At 70.2% G+C, this 13,775-nt stretch carries 17 protein-coding genes and 4 tRNA genes; 13 read left to right on the forward strand and 8 right to left on the reverse strand.

Translation table 11 applies throughout. The features are described from left to right. Positions 1-42 precede the first annotated feature (42 nt). The 4 genes from zapE to KVS71_RS14615 all read left to right on the forward strand — a co-directional run bounded on the left by zapE (position 43) and on the right by KVS71_RS14615 (position 3,536). Positions 43-1,080 (forward strand): cell division protein ZapE, encoded by a 1,038-nt coding sequence (gene zapE / locus KVS71_RS14600; protein ID WP_060922079.1) that lies wholly within the window; start codon positions 43-45, stop codon positions 1,078-1,080. 134 nt (positions 1,081-1,214) lie between these two features. Further along, positions 1,215-2,453: an ammonium transporter gene (locus KVS71_RS14605; protein ID WP_217584894.1), complete on the forward strand. Its 1,239-nt coding sequence runs from the start codon at positions 1,215-1,217 to the stop codon at positions 2,451-2,453. A 19-nt stretch (positions 2,454-2,472) separates the two neighbouring features. Continuing rightward, on the forward strand, positions 2,473-3,066 hold the full coding sequence (locus KVS71_RS14610; RefSeq protein WP_025103551.1) for a type II toxin-antitoxin system PemK/MazF family toxin: 594 nt from the start codon (positions 2,473-2,475) through the stop codon (positions 3,064-3,066). Between the two features lie 83 nt (positions 3,067-3,149). Next, entirely contained in the window at positions 3,150-3,536 is a 387-nt protein-coding gene (locus KVS71_RS14615; RefSeq protein ID WP_060922080.1) for an SPW repeat protein, read from the forward strand. A gap of 60 nt (positions 3,537-3,596) precedes the next feature. Here KVS71_RS14615 and KVS71_RS14620 read toward each other — a convergent pair whose 3' ends face one another. Both KVS71_RS14620 and KVS71_RS14625 read right to left on the reverse strand, forming a co-directional pair. Further along, the gene (locus KVS71_RS14620) at positions 3,597-3,770 is read right to left on the reverse strand and encodes a hypothetical protein (RefSeq protein ID WP_153244978.1); all 174 of its coding nucleotides are present in this window, start codon (positions 3,768-3,770) and stop codon (positions 3,597-3,599) included. A gap of 110 nt (positions 3,771-3,880) precedes the next feature. Then, positions 3,881-4,306, reverse strand: coding sequence for a GIY-YIG nuclease family protein (locus KVS71_RS14625; protein ID WP_060922081.1), 426 nt, complete (start codon positions 4,304-4,306; stop codon positions 3,881-3,883). 103 nt (positions 4,307-4,409) lie between these two features. On the opposite strand from KVS71_RS14625, the gene KVS71_RS14630 reads away from it, so the two are divergent. Both KVS71_RS14630 and KVS71_RS14635 read left to right on the forward strand, forming a co-directional pair. Next, positions 4,410-5,375, forward strand: coding sequence for a TIGR03885 family FMN-dependent LLM class oxidoreductase (locus KVS71_RS14630; protein WP_060922082.1), 966 nt, complete (start codon positions 4,410-4,412; stop codon positions 5,373-5,375). Further along, complete coding sequence (locus KVS71_RS14635) at positions 5,372-7,036, forward strand: alpha-amylase family protein (RefSeq protein ID WP_217584895.1); 1,665 nt, start codon at positions 5,372-5,374, stop codon at positions 7,034-7,036. The genes KVS71_RS14630 and KVS71_RS14635 overlap by 4 nt, the downstream gene beginning before the upstream one ends. Before the next feature lie 53 nt (positions 7,037-7,089). Here KVS71_RS14635 and KVS71_RS14640 read toward each other — a convergent pair. After that, a tRNA-Val gene (locus KVS71_RS14640) sits at positions 7,090-7,162 on the reverse strand. Positions 7,163-7,313: 151 nt separating this feature from the next. Here KVS71_RS14640 and KVS71_RS14645 point away from each other — a divergent pair. From KVS71_RS14645 to KVS71_RS14665, 5 genes are all read left to right on the forward strand, one after another. Continuing rightward, a tRNA-Gly gene (locus KVS71_RS14645) sits at positions 7,314-7,386 on the forward strand. A 52-nt stretch (positions 7,387-7,438) separates the two neighbouring features. Then, positions 7,439-7,509 (forward strand) — tRNA-Cys (locus KVS71_RS14650). 27 nt (positions 7,510-7,536) lie between these two features. After that, positions 7,537-7,611, forward strand: a tRNA-Val gene (locus tag KVS71_RS14655). A gap of 190 nt (positions 7,612-7,801) precedes the next feature. Beyond that, positions 7,802-8,122, forward strand: a complete 321-nt coding sequence (locus KVS71_RS14660; protein WP_025103546.1) for a hypothetical protein — start codon at positions 7,802-7,804, stop codon at positions 8,120-8,122. Positions 8,123-8,294: 172 nt separating this feature from the next. Further along, the gene (locus KVS71_RS14665) at positions 8,295-8,624 is read left to right on the forward strand and encodes an ATP-dependent DNA ligase (RefSeq protein WP_105949881.1); all 330 of its coding nucleotides are present in this window, start codon (positions 8,295-8,297) and stop codon (positions 8,622-8,624) included. A 75-nt stretch (positions 8,625-8,699) separates the two neighbouring features. Here the strand turns inward: KVS71_RS14665 and KVS71_RS14670 are convergent, their stop codons facing one another. Further along, positions 8,700-9,173: a DUF4383 domain-containing protein gene (locus tag KVS71_RS14670; protein ID WP_217584896.1), complete on the reverse strand. Its 474-nt coding sequence runs from the start codon at positions 9,171-9,173 to the stop codon at positions 8,700-8,702. 188 nt (positions 9,174-9,361) lie between these two features. Here KVS71_RS14670 and KVS71_RS14675 point away from each other — a divergent pair, with 188 nt between their 5' ends. Beyond that, a complete protein-coding gene (locus KVS71_RS14675) occupies positions 9,362-9,862 on the forward strand; it encodes a DUF6098 family protein (protein ID WP_254635799.1) in 501 nt (166 codons plus the stop codon). After that, positions 9,859-10,611 (forward strand): MBL fold metallo-hydrolase, encoded by a 753-nt coding sequence (locus tag KVS71_RS14680; RefSeq protein WP_217584897.1) that lies wholly within the window; start codon positions 9,859-9,861, stop codon positions 10,609-10,611. The genes KVS71_RS14675 and KVS71_RS14680 overlap by 4 nt, the downstream gene beginning before the upstream one ends. 10 nt (positions 10,612-10,621) lie before the next feature. On the opposite strand, the gene KVS71_RS14685 is transcribed toward KVS71_RS14680, so the two are convergent. The 4 genes from KVS71_RS14685 to KVS71_RS14700 form a co-directional block, all read right to left on the reverse strand. After that, positions 10,622-11,848: a Dyp-type peroxidase gene (locus KVS71_RS14685; protein ID WP_217584898.1), complete on the reverse strand. Its 1,227-nt coding sequence runs from the start codon at positions 11,846-11,848 to the stop codon at positions 10,622-10,624. Continuing rightward, positions 11,848-12,381: a copper chaperone PCu(A)C gene (locus KVS71_RS14690; RefSeq protein WP_144881118.1), complete on the reverse strand. Its 534-nt coding sequence runs from the start codon at positions 12,379-12,381 to the stop codon at positions 11,848-11,850. Before KVS71_RS14690 ends, KVS71_RS14685 begins: the two co-directional genes overlap by 1 nt. 11 nt (positions 12,382-12,392) lie before the next feature. Further along, positions 12,393-13,013 carry a copper resistance CopC family protein gene (locus KVS71_RS14695; protein WP_217584899.1) on the reverse strand — a complete coding sequence of 207 codons (621 nt, stop codon included), beginning with the start codon at positions 13,011-13,013 and terminating at the stop codon, positions 12,393-12,395. A gap of 111 nt (positions 13,014-13,124) precedes the next feature. Then, entirely contained in the window at positions 13,125-13,730 is a 606-nt protein-coding gene (locus KVS71_RS14700) for a hypothetical protein (RefSeq protein WP_144881117.1), read from the reverse strand. Positions 13,731-13,775: the final 45 nt, after the last annotated feature.

Below are 13,775 nucleotides of genomic sequence, written 5' to 3' on the forward strand. Positions count from 1 at the left end.
CGTAAGACTTCGACACAGGCCGTTGCCTGATTCAGGACCGTGATGACCGACCCGACCACCCGCACCGGAACCGTCCACCTCACCGAGCGCACGCCGACGGTCAGCGGACCCGAGATGCTCGCGAGCCTCGTGCCGCCGCCGCAGTTCGACGACGCCACGTTCGACAGCTATCGGGCGGACCCCGCCTACCCGTCCCAGGAGGAGGCGAAGCAGACGCTGCTCCGCTTCGCAGGACGCGGCGCTCCCGTCAAGCGCGGCGGTCTGTTCAGCCGGGCCAAGAAGGAGCCGGAGCTCAAGCCCGGCGTCTACCTCGACGGCGGCTTCGGCGTGGGCAAGACCCATCTGCTCGCCTCGATCTACCACGCGATGCCGGCCCGACGGAAGTACTTCGGCTCGTTCATCGAGTACACCGCCCTGGTGGGTGCCCTCGGCTACAAGAACACCGTCGACCTCCTCAAGGGCGCCGATCTGCTCTGCATCGACGAGTTCGAGCTCGACGACCCGGGCGACACCATGGTCATGACGCGCCTGCTGGGGGAGCTCGTGCCCACCGGCACCCGGCTCGCGGCCACGTCCAACACGCCGCCGAACGCGCTCGGCGAGGGGCGCTTCGCCGCGCAGGACTTCCTCCGCGAGATCCACGCGATGTCGGACAGCTTCCAGACCCTGCGCATCGACGGCGTCGACTTCCGGCAGCGCGCGATCGACGGTCACGCCGTGGCGCTGGACGATGCCGCCTACAGCGCCGCCGTAGACGCCGCCGCGGCGGACGGCGCCGTCTCTGACGACACGTTCGACGACCTCATCCGGCACTTGGCGCAGGTGCACCCCTCGCGCTACATCCGGCTCATCGACGGCCTGCACCGGGTGGGGCTGCGGGGCGTACGCCAGCTCACCGACCAGTCCGAGGCCCTGCGGTTCGTCGCCTTCGTCGACCGTGTCTACGACGCCCAGATCCCGATCCTCGCGACGGGCCTCGGGCTCGACGCCGTGTTCTCCGACGAGATGCTCGCCGGCGGCTACCGCAAGAAGTACCTGCGCGCCATCTCCCGGCTCAACGCACTCACGCATTCTGCGTAAGCCCGCAGGCCGGCGTAACGCGATGTTCACACGCGGAGCCGGGCTGTAACCGCGGGGAAACAAACCTCACGCATGGGCGAAATCGCCCGTGGTCACACTGAAGCTCTCAACTACTTCGGATGTGAGGTTTTCCTATGGATGCTCCCGGCAACATCTCGTGGGCGATCACCGCGACGGCACTGGTGCTGCTCATGACGCCCGGCGTCGCGTTCTTCTACGGCGGTCTCGTCAAGGCGAAGAGCGTCGTCAGCATGATGATGATGAGCTTCGGCTCGATCGGACTCGTCGCCGTGCTGTGGATTCTCTTCGGCTTCTCGATGAGCGCCGTGGACAGCCCGACGGCTTTCGCGGGCAACCCGTTCGCGGACATCGGCCTGTCCAGCCTCGCCTCGGGTGAGGGATCGAACGTCGCCCTCCTCAGCGTCGCGTACGGCGCCACCTTCGCGATCATCACCGTCGCCCTCATCTCCGGGGCGATCGCCGATCGGGCGAAGTTCGGCAGCTGGCTGATCTTCGCGGGCGTCTTCGCCACGGTCGGCTACTTCCCGGTCGCCGCCTGGGTCTGGGGCGGTGGCTGGATCATGAACCTCGGCACCACCCTGTTCGGCGAGGACAGCGGCATCGGCGTGATCGACTACGCCGGCGGCACCGCTGTGCACATCAACGCGGGCGCCGCGGCGCTGGCCCTCGCCCTGGTGCTGGGCAAGCGCATCGGCTTCCAGAAGGGCATCCTCAAGCCGCACAACGTGCCGCTGACGCTGCTGGGCGCCGCCCTGCTGTGGTTCGGCTGGTTCGGCTTCAACGCCGGCGCGGAGTGGCTTGCCGAGGACATGGGCGGCGTCGGCCTCATCGGCCTGAACACCCTGGGCGCGACAGCGGCCGCGATCCTCGGCTGGATCCTCATCGAGCGCATCAAGGACGGCAAGCCCACCTCCGTCGGCGCCGCGTCCGGCGCGGTGGCGGGTCTCGTGGCGATCACCCCGGCGTGCGCCAACCTCACCCCCGGGTGGTCCCTCCTGCTCGGCGCGGTCGCCGGCATCGTCTGCGCCCTCGCCGTGGAGCTGAAGTTCCGCCTCGGCTTCGACGACTCGCTCGACGTGGTCGGTATCCACCTCGTCGGCGGTCTCATCGGCACCGTGTACCTCGGTTTCTTCGCGACCGGCACCGGCCTGTTCGTCGGCGGCGACGCCCGCCAGCTCGCCGTCCAGGTGATCGCCGCGGCCGGAGTTCTGATCTACTCCTTCGTGGTGGCCTGGGTGATCGGCTTCGTGATCCAGAAGACGATCGGGTTCCGCATCACGAGCGAGGACGAGATCGCCGGTGTCGACCAGGTCGTCCACGGCGAGGAGGGCTACGCTCTCGCGAACGCGTGACGACGGTTAGGGTGACCGTGTGGGCACGACCAGCAACGGCATCCTGAAGACACTCGCGGATCTCCTGCGCCGAGCAGTGGGCTCCCCCCGGGCGTCGCGGACCTCTCCCGGTCCGCGGCGCCCGGACGCGCGTCTGCGGACGGCCGAGGAGCGCGAGCGACGGTCGGCATCGGATGCCGGCGTCGAGCCGGGACGCGCCCGCGGCACCGAGACCGTGCGGCTCGACGCCGGGCGCATGCCGGCCGTCCGCGTGTCGTACGCGCCGCAGCGGGACGGGGCCCCGGATGCGGGCGAGGTCGTCTGGACCTGGGTGCCGTACGAGGAGAACGACGGCCGAGGCAAGGACCGGCCGGTGCTGGTGATCGGACGGCAGTCGTCCGAGCGGGTGTACGCGGTGCGGATGACCAGCAGGCCGCACGACGGCGACCGTGACTACCTCTCGATCGGGAGCGGGGAGTGGGACGGGCAGGGCCGCGAGTCCTGGGTCGACATCGAACAGCTCTACAGCGTCCACGAGCGTGGTCTGCGCCGGGAGGCGGCGGCCCTGGACCGTACCCGGTACGCCCGGGTCGCCGCGGCGCTCCAACGGCGATACGGGTGGGCACAGAGCTGAGGCGGACGCCGCGTTCCCATCCGATGGGGGCAGGGCTCCGAACCTTCCTGTGAGTCGCCGCCGGCGGCACCCAAGGAGGAATCATGCGTTTCATCCCGACCAAGGTCCATGGAGTTCTCGACTACGTCGTCGGAATCGCCCTGATCGCCGCGCCCTGGCTCTTCGGCTTCGCCGGCATGGGCGGAGCCCCCGTCGTCATCCCGATCGTCCTCGGCATCGGCCTCATCGTCTACAGCCTCTTCACGAAGTACGAGTGGGGTCCGTTCGGGCTGATCCCCATGCCCGTGCACCTCGTCTTCGACATCGTCGCAAGCCTCTTCCTCGCCCTGTCGCCGTGGCTGTTCGGCTTCGCGGACGAGGCGCTGAACGTCTGGCTCCCGCACGTCGTCGTCGGTGCCGCCGTCATCGTCGTCGTGCTGTTCTCCCAGCCCCAGCCGCAGAGCACGCGCGGACGCGCGGCGACCGCCTGACGCCGGACACGACGAGGGGCGACCGGATGCCGATCCGGTCGCCCCTCGTCGTCGCGAGGATTACTCCTCGTCGTCGGCCTCGGCCTGATGCTCCTGCTGCTGCTCGGTGTCGACCTGGGCCGGAGGCAGGTCCTGGAGGAACTGGCGGTCGCTGTTCGGGTCGCCGCTCCCGTCGCCGGCGAGCGGATCCTGCGCGCTGACGTCGTCGGCGGGGATGTTCTCTCGTCCGTTCATGTCTGTCCTCTCACGCGGGGCGCCGGGTGCGCCCGTTCATGGGCGAGTCTGCCTGCCGTCCGCGAAGGTCGGGATCCCCTGGTGCGATCGGACGCGTGGTGATAGGCGGCTCAGCCCCGGAGAGCGGCGCTGATCCAGCGGGCGTACTGGTGCCAGGGGTCGCCGCCCTGCTGCAAGCGGGCGATGTGAGCGCGGATCTCGGGCGTCAGAGTGAACCACTCGCCGCCTTCGCGGGCGGAGGCGAACTCGCGATGCCGCTGCTGTTCGCGCACCCGGTCGCCCTGTTCGAAGGCGAGGAGCTCGTCATGACGGATGCTCGCGAGGCGGCGCCGTGGCTGCCTGCTCGTGCCGATCTTCACCCTGCGGTCGTAACGGAGGTAGTACACGACGTCGATCCGCGGGAACGGCAGGTCGGGGTCGGGGGAGTCCCCGTAGCGCCAGTCGCAGAGCGCGCAGTGCCACGCATCGTCCGTCCGCAGCCCGGCGAGACCGCCGCACAGCGGGCAGGGTCCGGGGAGAAGGCGGGGTTTCGGCACCGGAGCAGCGTACGTCGTCCCTCGGACATCGCTGCCACTTGGCAGCAGCCGGCGCTCCTGTCAACCACTGCCGCGGAGCGTCGTCCCTTGCCAGACTCGGCCTATGGTCTTCATCGGATTCCACGCCTCCCATGAGCAGATCCGCCCCAGCGCCTTGCTCGACGCGGTCGTCAGCGCGGAGTGGGCCGGCTTCGACGGGGCGATGTGCTCCGACCACCTGGCCCCGTGGCTGCCCGAGCAGGGGGAGTCGGGATTCGCGTTCAGCTGGATCGCCGCGGCGCTGGCCCGCACCCGCTTCCCGATCGGCATGGTCAACGCGCCGGGACAGCGGTACCACCCCGCGATCGTCGCGCAGGCCTTCGGAACGCTGGAGGAGATGTTCCCCGGACGGTTCTGGGCCGCGCTCGGCAGCGGGGAAGCCATGAACGAGCACGTGACGGGCGACATCTGGCCGGCCAAGGACGTCCGGAACGCGCGGTTGGGCGAGAGCGTGGACGTGATCCGGCGGCTGCTGGCCGGAGAGGAGGTCGACCACGACGGTCTCGTGCGCGTGCACCGCGCCCGGGTCTGGACCCGGCCGGCGCAGCCGCCACCCCTCTTCGCCACCGCGGTCAGCCCCGAGACCGCGGAGTGGGCGGCCGGGTGGGCGGACGGGCTCGCGACCGTCGCCCAGGAGCCGTCCGCGCTTCGGAGGGTGGTCGAGGCCTACCGTTCAGCCGGAGGACAGGGGCCGTGCATCCTGCAGACGCACGTGAGCTGGGGCGCCGACGATGCCGAGGCGTACACGGTCGCGAAGGAGCAGTGGCGGCAGGGGATCGTCACGCCGCCGCTGGCGTGGAACATCGAACAGCCGGAGGACTTCGATGCTGCCGTCGGCGAGGTCGACGAGACAGCCCTGCGACGAGCGGTCCTCGTCGATCATGACGCCCGTTCCCTCGCGGGACGACTGGCGGAGCTCGTGGGCATCGGCTTCGACCGGATCTACCTGCACCACGTCGGTCGGGAGCAGACCGGATTCCTGAAGGCGGCCGCCGCCGAGATCCTGCCCGCCCTGAGGGAGCGCACATGAAGATCACCGACACGAGCGACCTCTGGTGGAAGACGGCCGTCGTCTACTGCCTCGACGTGGAGACCTTCCTGGACGCGGACGGCGACGGCGTCGGCGACCTCCGCGGCCTCGCGCAGCGGATCGACTACCTCTCGCAGCTGGGTGTGACGTGCCTGTGGCTCATGCCGTTCTATCCCTCGCCCGACCTCGACGACGGCTACGACGTCAGCGACTTCTACGGCGTGGACCCTCGTCTGGGCACCCACGGCGACCTCGTGGAGGTGATCCGCACGGCCCGCGACCGCGGTATCCGGGTGATCGTCGACCTCGTCGTCAACCACACCTCCGACCGCCACCCGTGGTTCCGCGCGGCGCTCCGGAGTGTCGACTCGCCGTATCGCGACTACTACGTGTGGCGCGACGACGCGCCGCCGAAGGGCCAGAAGAACACGGTGTTCCCCGGGCAGGCCGACGGGATCTGGACGAAGGACGAGAAGTCGGGGCAGTGGTACCAGCACAGCTTCTACGAGCACCAGCCCGACCTCAACATCGCCAATCCCGTGGTCAGGGATGAGATCGCGAAGGTGATCGGATTCTGGCTGCAGCTGGGCATCTCGGGTTTCCGGGTGGACGCCGTGCCGTTCCTCCTCGAGGTCCCGAAGACGGCCGACCTCCCCGACCCGCACGAGCTGCTGCGGGACATGCGACGCTTCCTCCAGCGTCGGTCCAGCGAGGCGATCCTGCTCGGCGAGGTCAATCTCCCGTACGAGGAGCAGCGGGCGTACTTCGGGGGCGCGGACGGCGATGAGCTGACCATGCAGTTCGACTTCGTGGCGATGCAGGCGCTCTATCTGTCGCTCGCCCGCCGCGATCCCGCGCCGCTCGTCGAGGCGCTCACGGCCCGCCCGGTTCTCGGGCCGGAGGTGCAGTGGGCGAACTTCCTCCGGAACCACGACGAGCTCACCCTCGACAAGCTGAGCGACGCCGAGCGCCAGGAGGTCTTCGAGGCCTTCGCCCCGGACGAGCGGCAGCGGGTGTTCGGGCGCGGGATCACCCGACGGCTGCCGCCGATGCTGGAAGGCGATCCCCGGAGGATCCGGATGGCCTACAGCCTTCTCTTCACCCTCCCCGGGACGCCGGTGCTGTTCTACGGCGAGGAGATCGGGATGGGCGAGAACATCGCCATCGAGGGGCGGCAGGCCGTACGCACCCCGATGCAGTGGTCGGCGGATCGCAATGGCGGCTTCTCCGACGCCCGCCCCTCGCGTCTGGTGGCGCCGCTTCCCGCGGACGGCTATGCCCCGGCGCACGTGAACGCCGCCGCGCAGCTCGAGGACAGAGGATCGTTGCTGCACTTCGTCCGCGACCTGATCGCGCGCTACCGGGTGTCGCCCGAGCTCGGGTGGGGCACGTTCGGCGTCATCGACCAGCCGCAGGAGGCGCTGCTGGTGCACTCCCTGGAGGCGGATGTGGGACGCACGATCGCCGTTCACAACTTCGCGGAACGGCCGGCGACGACGCGGTTCCGGCTGGGGGAGGAGCCCGCGGGCACGACCCTGGTCGACCTCCTCGACGCGCGGCGCGTGCCCCTCGACGAGGGCGGCGGGGTGGAGCTGGAGCTTCCTGCCTACGGCTACCGGTGGCTGCGTGTCTCGCGCCCGGGGGACGGCAGGGTCCTGTGACGATCCGAAAACGCCGAAGGCCCCGGGTGACCGGGGCCTTCGGAGGGATTCTGTGGGCGATACCGGACTCGAACCGATGACCTCTTCCGTGTGAAGGAAGCGCGCTACCAACTGCGCCAATCGCCCATACCCGCGGGGTACGTCAACCGATACTACCCGACCCGCGAGCGCCTCGATGACCAGTCTGGGAGACACGCGCGAGATTCGCCACGGGTTTGGCGGAGCGCGGATCATCGGCTAATGTTTCATAAGTGCCCGGGACAACCGGGAACAAAATGCGGATGTAGCGCAGTTGGTAGCGCACAACCTTGCCAAGGTTGGGGTCGCGAGTTCGAGTCTCGTCATCCGCTCGAGTGCAGTAGATCTTCTCGAAGATCGGCGGCACGTGGGGTCAATCCACACGGTGGCGTGGCCGAGCGGCTAGGCACCGGCCTGCAAAGCCGTTTACACGGGTTCGAATCCCGTCGCCACCTCACGGGAAAACTGAATAGCCCCAACGGGCGCGATTGGCGCAGCGGTAGCGCGCTTCCCTGACACGGAAGAGGTCACTGGTTCGATCCCAGTATCGCGCACCACCTGAAACCCCCGGTTCTGCCGGGGGTTTTTTCTTGCCCGCGCGCGACGTCGCAGATCTGCGCGAGGTCGCAGCCTCACGGCGGAGCCCTGCGACCTCGGCGCGAATTTCCGAGTCGGCGCCGCCGGGATCGAGTTCGAAGAAGTGTTCGAATATCGGTATCCTGGAAGAGGCCGGAGGAAGGAGCCGGTGTGGGGAACTCGGGTCGCGCGCTCTCCGCGTACAACGACATGCGGTCGCAGCATCAGGCCATCGAGGCCGCCGCACGCCGCGGCCCCCTGCAGTCCCTGTCCGATCGCGAGCTCGCCTTGCGCGAGTCCGCTGTCACCGTCTATCCGCACGCGCTCCAGCGGCGGGTGCGGGCGTGGGTGCGGTTCGGCCCGGAGGCGATCCGCGTGGAGGCCAAGGTCGTCCGCTCCACTCCGCTCGCGGCGGGCATCGAGTTCCGTGCTGGCGAGCGCACCTACCGCTGCTGGGTCTGGGGGAATGCCGTGCAGCCGGCGGAGGGGTGACCGGGGAATGGACACCGCTCGCACGAACTGTTCGTTTCCTGTCCGCACAACGGTGTCTTCGTCCTCCCGGGTGCGGTGCCGGTGACAGGGTGGACGGACATCACCACCGGCGATCGACGATCGCACCTCCGTGGGACGAGATCACGTGGCGATCATCTCAGGAAGGGCGGACATGGGCAGATTCATCTACGACGGAAGCACCAAGGTCGAGGTCGAGGACCGCGCGCTGCGGCATCTGCAGCTGGTGATGACCGCGAAGCTGCGGCGGGGCGAGCCCTTCCCGTACACCTGGAAGGAGGACGCCAGCATCGGGGGCGGACGGATCACCGTCTGGCTCCACGCCGGGAGCTCCATGGTGTTCAAGTACGTCGGCAGCCGCCAGCCGGAGATCAACCGGGCCTGGGTCGACGCGCTGGCGTATACGGCGAACTCGCCCGGTGGTCTGTATCTCGTGCCGGAGCCCGCCGGGAGCGCCGTCACCGGGAACCTCGACGGGGCGTAGGGCACGGGACGGCGACAGCACGGACGCCCCCTCCGCGAGGCGAGGAGGAGGCGTCGCGACGTGGTGCACCGAGCGTCAGATGCGCGCGGTGCCGGCGCCGTTCTGCGGGACGCGCGGCTCTCGACTGACGAAGATGCCCAGCAGCACCATGCCGATCGCGAGACCGAGGTGGAGCCAGTTGTCGGCGTTGTTCACCGGCAGGAAGTTCAGCTGCTCGTTGCCGACCGCGATGAGGCCGTACAGCCAGACGACGAGGTACGCGAGCCCGCCGATGATGAGGTAGAGGCGGGAGGCGCGCGGCGAGGCGGCGAGCGCGATCCCCGCGACGGCGAACAGCAGGTGCACGACGTTGTGCAGGACCGAGACCTGGAAGAGGCCGAGGAGCAGGGCCTCCGACGCTGCTCCGGCTCCGTGCAGGTGTTCGGCCGAGTGGGTCAGGCCCGGGATGAAGCCGGCGATGCCGACGATGAGGAAGACGATGCCGACGATCAGCGCCGTCTTCTGGATCGGTGTCTCGGCGTAGCGGGTGGTGCGGGTGGTGTCGCTCATGATCCCCTCCAAGGTGGGTGCGGTTGCCCGAAGGTAGAACCCCTGGGTACGGGCTGAGAGGGCATTGACGCGGCGGAAGCGGCGCGGTAGCTTCCCCCGCGTCCGCGAGCGCTCCGGCGATGATGCGCTCGATGCCCGGATTGTCAATCCCCCTCGGCGTCGTCACGGCCGCTTCTTACGCTCGGGCCATGACCGATGCTGCTCTCGACCGCACCTGCGGGCCCGTCTCTGCTCCCGATCGCGACGCGGCGACCGGGCTGCGACGCATCGACCACCTGGCGCAGCTGGCCGCCGTCGTCCGCGCATGCCCCGGCCTGCACGTCCGCTACTCGGAGGGGCCGGATGCGGATGCGCGCCGTTCCAGCGTCGACACCGAGAGCGGACTCGAGCTTCCCGGCCTCTCCGTCAATCCCCTGGATGCCGAGCGCTGGTGGACGCGTCCGCTGGAGGACTGGCTCGCGCGCCAGCTCTGTCAGTACCGACACCTCGCCGAGAAGGATCCGCAGCGCATCGCCTGGGTCCTGCGAGGCGAGCACTGCGGCCGGGGGCCCGACTGCGAGCCGCTGCTGCGGGAGGTGGAACCCATCGCCGTGATCGGCGCACACGTGCTGCTCGAGGCCAGGGAGCGGTACGAGTGCAACTTCGATGCGGGTCGCGGACCCGCCGACGACGAGGAGGACCGGGGATGAACAGAGGGCGGCAATGGAGGGAGGTCGTTCCCGGCTTCTTCGGCATCAGCGTGGCGGACGTCAACTGCTACCTCGTGCAGACCGCGGACGGGCTGACGCTGTTCGATGCGGGACTGCCGCGCAGCCGGGGCGTACTGCGCGACCTGCTCAGCCACCTCGGGGCGAAGGAGACAGACATCGATGCGGTCGTCCTGACGCACGGGCATTTCGACCACGTCGGTGTCGCGTGCAGGCTGCACGAGGAAGGGGTCTCCGTGTTCGTCCACCCTCGCGACGCACGGCTGGCCCGTCATCCCTACAGCTACCGTCCGGCCTCACCGCGCGTCCCCTACGTGCTCACCCATCCGAGGGGCATCCCGACGATCACCCGGATGGCACTCGCCGGAGCCCTGAACGTCCGCGGCGTCGAGGCGCAGCCGCGCGTGAGGCACGAGCATCCGATCGATGCCCCAGGGACCCCGATCGCCCTGTGGACTCCCGGGCACACGGAAGGGCACTGCGCGTACCTCTTCGAGGAGTCGGGGGTGCTCATCGCCGGCGACGCCCTCGTGACGCTCGACCCGTACACCGGCGAGACCGGTCCCCAGATCGTCGCCAGGGCGGCCACGGCCGACACCGCCGACGCGATGGAGTCGCTGGAGACCCTGGCACGGACGAGCGCGCGAGTGGTCCTGACGGGCCACGGAAAACCCGTCCTTGACGGCGTGGGGCCCGCCGTCGCCGCCGCGCGGCGACGCGGACCCCATTGAGTCCTCGGCCTCAGTCGAGGAGCGTCTCCCCGATGTAGCCGCCCTCCGCGCACCCCGGCGGAATGGCGAACACGGCGGATCCGATCGGGACCGTCCACTCGTTGAGCAGGTCGAGCTCGTCGAGCCGTTGCTGCATGGGGACGAACTGCCGCGCGACATCGGCCTGGAACGCGGCGAAGAGCAACCCGGATTCGGAGACGCCGTCTCCGGCCGGGCGCTCGTCGTAGTTGTACGCCCGTCGGAAGATGCGCTCCGCGCCGTCGCCCCGTGCGCGCCGGATGTGCGCGAACGCCGGGATGACGGGGAACCCGATGGCCGTCGTCGCGTCGAAGTCCGGCTCGTCGAACTCCGACGTCCCCGTGAGCGGCGCACCGTCACGGAGCGTCCGCCCCACCGAGGCCTCGCGGCCTCCGCGATCCAGGCGGTCCCAGGCGTCGAGGTCCATGCGGATGCGGCGGAGGACCATGCCCGTGCCGCCGGCGAGCCAGCCGTCATCGCTCCACACCACCTGGTCGAAGTCCGCGGTCCCCGGCTGCGGATTGCTCGTGCCGTCGACCTGGCCGAAGAGGTTGCGCATGGTCGTGCCCGGTCGCTCAGTGCCGTGTGCCCGGCGGAAGCCCCGCTGGATCCATCGGACGGTCGCGAAGCCTCGCGCGTCCTTCAGGAGCATGCGCTGCGCGTGCGCGACGGTCAGGGGGTCGTCGGCGGCGATCTGCAGGAGCAGGTCTCCGTCCGAGAACTCCGGCTGCAGGCGGTCAACGCGGAAGGCGGGAAGCGGAGCGAGCCACGCGGGGGTATTGCCGCCCGCTCGTGCCACGAGCGCCGGGCCGAAGCCGAACGTGACGGTCAACCGGGCAGGGGCGACGGCGAGCTCCGGCTCGGAGTCCGCGAGCGCCGATCGTCCCTGGGTGAGCCGCGCCGCATCGTCCGTGAGGATCCGCAGGAGCCGGCGGAGCGCGTCGCGGTCGACCTCCGGCCGGAGGTCGAGCGCCACGAAGGAGCCGTGCGCCTGGGCAGGGGTGTCGATCCCGGCCTGATGGACACCGTGGAACGGGACGGTGAGGGAGCCGTTGAGCGGTGCGGGGGCCGCGGGAGCCTCCGTGTCCGCCCGCGTGAGGGCGAGGTCGGCCCCGACCGCGACGGCGGCGCCGACACCGGCGACAGCCCCTCCGAGGAGGAACTGCCGCCGGGTCGAGCCGGTGCGGCCGGTGCGCGCGCCCGAGACGCGCGCGGACATCAGTGGTCCATGCCCTCGTGGTCGTCGGCGCCGTCGTAGTTCTCGTTCGCGCCGGAGTAGTCCTTCACCGGCGCGGCGAACTCGAACGTGGAGTCGTCCGACAGGGTGACGGTGAACGCGACCTCGTCACCGGCTTCCAGAGGCTCGGAGAGGTCCATCATCATGATGTGATTACCCCCGGGCTCGAGGGCGAGGCTGCCGCCGGCGGGGACGACGAAGCCCCCGGCGATCTCCCGCATGACCATCTCCCCGGCCTCGTTCTCCACGGTCTCGTGGAGCTCGATCATCGGCGAGGCGGCGGAGGTGACCGATGTCACCGTCACGTCCTCCTCGCCCTCGTTGACGAGCACGCCGAAAGCCGCGGACATGCCTTCGTCGGCCGCCTTGACCCAGGCGTCGTCGATCCGGAGATCGTCACTGGCGGGGGTGCTGGTCGGGGTCTCGGTTTCTGTGGGCGCGGTGCACCCGGTGAGCGCGACCAGCGAGAGGACGATCGCCGCGCCGAAGCGGGGGAGAGAAGTGCGAGTGTTCATGATGATGCCTTTCAGGAGTTCTCTGCCGTGTCGTCGCCGGATTCCGGCGGCACGGCGGCCGCGCGGCGGCGGCGGAGGATGAGGAGGAGGGCGAAGGCGGCGACGGCGAGTGCCGCGCCCGCCCCGCCGACGAGCAGGACCCGGACCGGGCCGCCCGTCTCGTCTGCGTTCTGATCCGATGCGGTCGACGATCCGCCCGTGGCGGACGCGGTCGGCTCCGGGTTCCCTGTCGACTCCAGCGGAACGGCGTCTCCGACGGCGAAGGGGATGACCCCCGCGATCGGGTGCCCGTCCTCGGAGACGACCTGCCAGCGCACCTGGTACCCGCTGTCGGGCATGTCGGGCAGGAGGGCGGCGGTGACGTTCCGTCCGCGCACCTCCACCTCGCCCGTGGCCCAGTCCTCGCCCTCCGCGTCGACGACGAGGACGACGGCCCCGGCGGTCGACTCGTCGAGGACGAGGAGCTCGCCCGAGAACGTCATCGTGACGCTGACGGGCGCGGCGTCGAGCCGTTCCCCGTCGGCGGGGCTGCTCTCGATGAGTTGGTCATGGGCGGTCGCCGGCGCTGCCGTCGCGAGGATCGCGACAGCCGCCAGCACCGCCCCGGCCGCGAATCTGCGGACAGGGGACATGGAAGAGCCTCTCTTCAGACGTCGCCGAGCGACGCGGGTACCTGCGTTCGGACGCGCGTCACAGCGGACGGCGCGAGGACGCACCGCACGGCGGGAGGCCGCGGGCGCGGATCAGAGCGCGGGGAGAGAGGGCGGGGCGCGCCCGAGAAGCGGAGTGAGGAGGCGAAGACCACGGCCCGCCGGCACGAGGAAGAGCCCGGCGAGGCGGAACGGAGAAGCAGCGGCGCGCGGGGCGAGCGTCGCGTCCGCACGCCGACGCACCCAGCGGACCATTCGGACCGCGAGAGCGCGCAGGGTGAGCAGCAGCCGCTCCCCGCGGTGGAGCGCCGTCACCGTGACGACCGCGGCGAGGGCATGTCCGAGCCACATCGCGGCATCCCCGCTCGCGACGACCGCAGAGCCTTCGGCTGGGGGGAGCACGAGCGGAGCGCCGTGCACGTGACGGATCGCCGCGCCGGACGGAGTGACCGTGCCGAGCACGAAGAGGACGTGGAAGAGGAACTGGCTCACGACCACGGAGAGCGTGAGCCGGGTGAGAGAGAGCCTTCGTCCGGCGAGGAGCACGCTCACCATGAAGGCGAACAGCCAGGGCACCAGGATGCCCAGAGGGCCCGGCATCTCTCCGCCGCCGCTCACGTGACCCGCCAGGGCCACGAAGATCGCGAGCGACGAGGTCGCGAAGCCCCGCACGACGGCGGGCTTGCGGGACGGGCTCACGGGCACCAGTCTGCCATGCGCCGGCGGTGGCCGCGGGCGTGAGCC

Source organism: Microbacterium sp. GbtcB4 (genome assembly GCF_019091465.1).
Taxonomy (GTDB): Bacteria; Actinomycetota; Actinomycetes; order Actinomycetales; family Microbacteriaceae; genus Microbacterium; species Microbacterium paraoxydans.

Excerpts from the sequence above, each read along its gene's own strand:
- zapE (WP_060922079.1), top strand. The coding sequence starts at position 43 with ATGACCGACCCGACCACCCGCACCGGAACCGTCCACCTCACCGAGCGC.
- KVS71_RS14605 (WP_217584894.1), top strand. The coding sequence starts at position 1,215 with ATGGATGCTCCCGGCAACATCTCGTGGGCGATCACCGCGACGGCACTG.
- KVS71_RS14615 (WP_060922080.1), top strand. The coding sequence starts at position 3,150 with ATGCGTTTCATCCCGACCAAGGTCCATGGAGTTCTCGACTACGTCGTC.
- KVS71_RS14620 (WP_153244978.1), bottom strand. The coding sequence starts at position 3,770 with ATGAACGGACGAGAGAACATCCCCGCCGACGACGTCAGCGCGCAGGAT.
- KVS71_RS14630 (WP_060922082.1), top strand. The coding sequence starts at position 4,410 with ATGGTCTTCATCGGATTCCACGCCTCCCATGAGCAGATCCGCCCCAGC.
- KVS71_RS14635 (WP_217584895.1), top strand. The coding sequence starts at position 5,372 with ATGAAGATCACCGACACGAGCGACCTCTGGTGGAAGACGGCCGTCGTC.
- KVS71_RS14665 (WP_105949881.1), top strand. The coding sequence starts at position 8,295 with ATGGGCAGATTCATCTACGACGGAAGCACCAAGGTCGAGGTCGAGGAC.
- KVS71_RS14670 (WP_217584896.1), bottom strand. The coding sequence starts at position 9,173 with ATGAGCGACACCACCCGCACCACCCGCTACGCCGAGACACCGATCCAG.
- KVS71_RS14675 (WP_254635799.1), top strand. The coding sequence starts at position 9,362 with ATGACCGATGCTGCTCTCGACCGCACCTGCGGGCCCGTCTCTGCTCCC.
- KVS71_RS14680 (WP_217584897.1), top strand. The coding sequence starts at position 9,859 with ATGAACAGAGGGCGGCAATGGAGGGAGGTCGTTCCCGGCTTCTTCGGC.
- KVS71_RS14685 (WP_217584898.1), bottom strand. The coding sequence starts at position 11,848 with ATGTCCGCGCGCGTCTCGGGCGCGCGCACCGGCCGCACCGGCTCGACC.
- KVS71_RS14690 (WP_144881118.1), bottom strand. The coding sequence starts at position 12,381 with ATGAACACTCGCACTTCTCTCCCCCGCTTCGGCGCGGCGATCGTCCTC.
- KVS71_RS14695 (WP_217584899.1), bottom strand. The coding sequence starts at position 13,013 with ATGTCCCCTGTCCGCAGATTCGCGGCCGGGGCGGTGCTGGCGGCTGTC.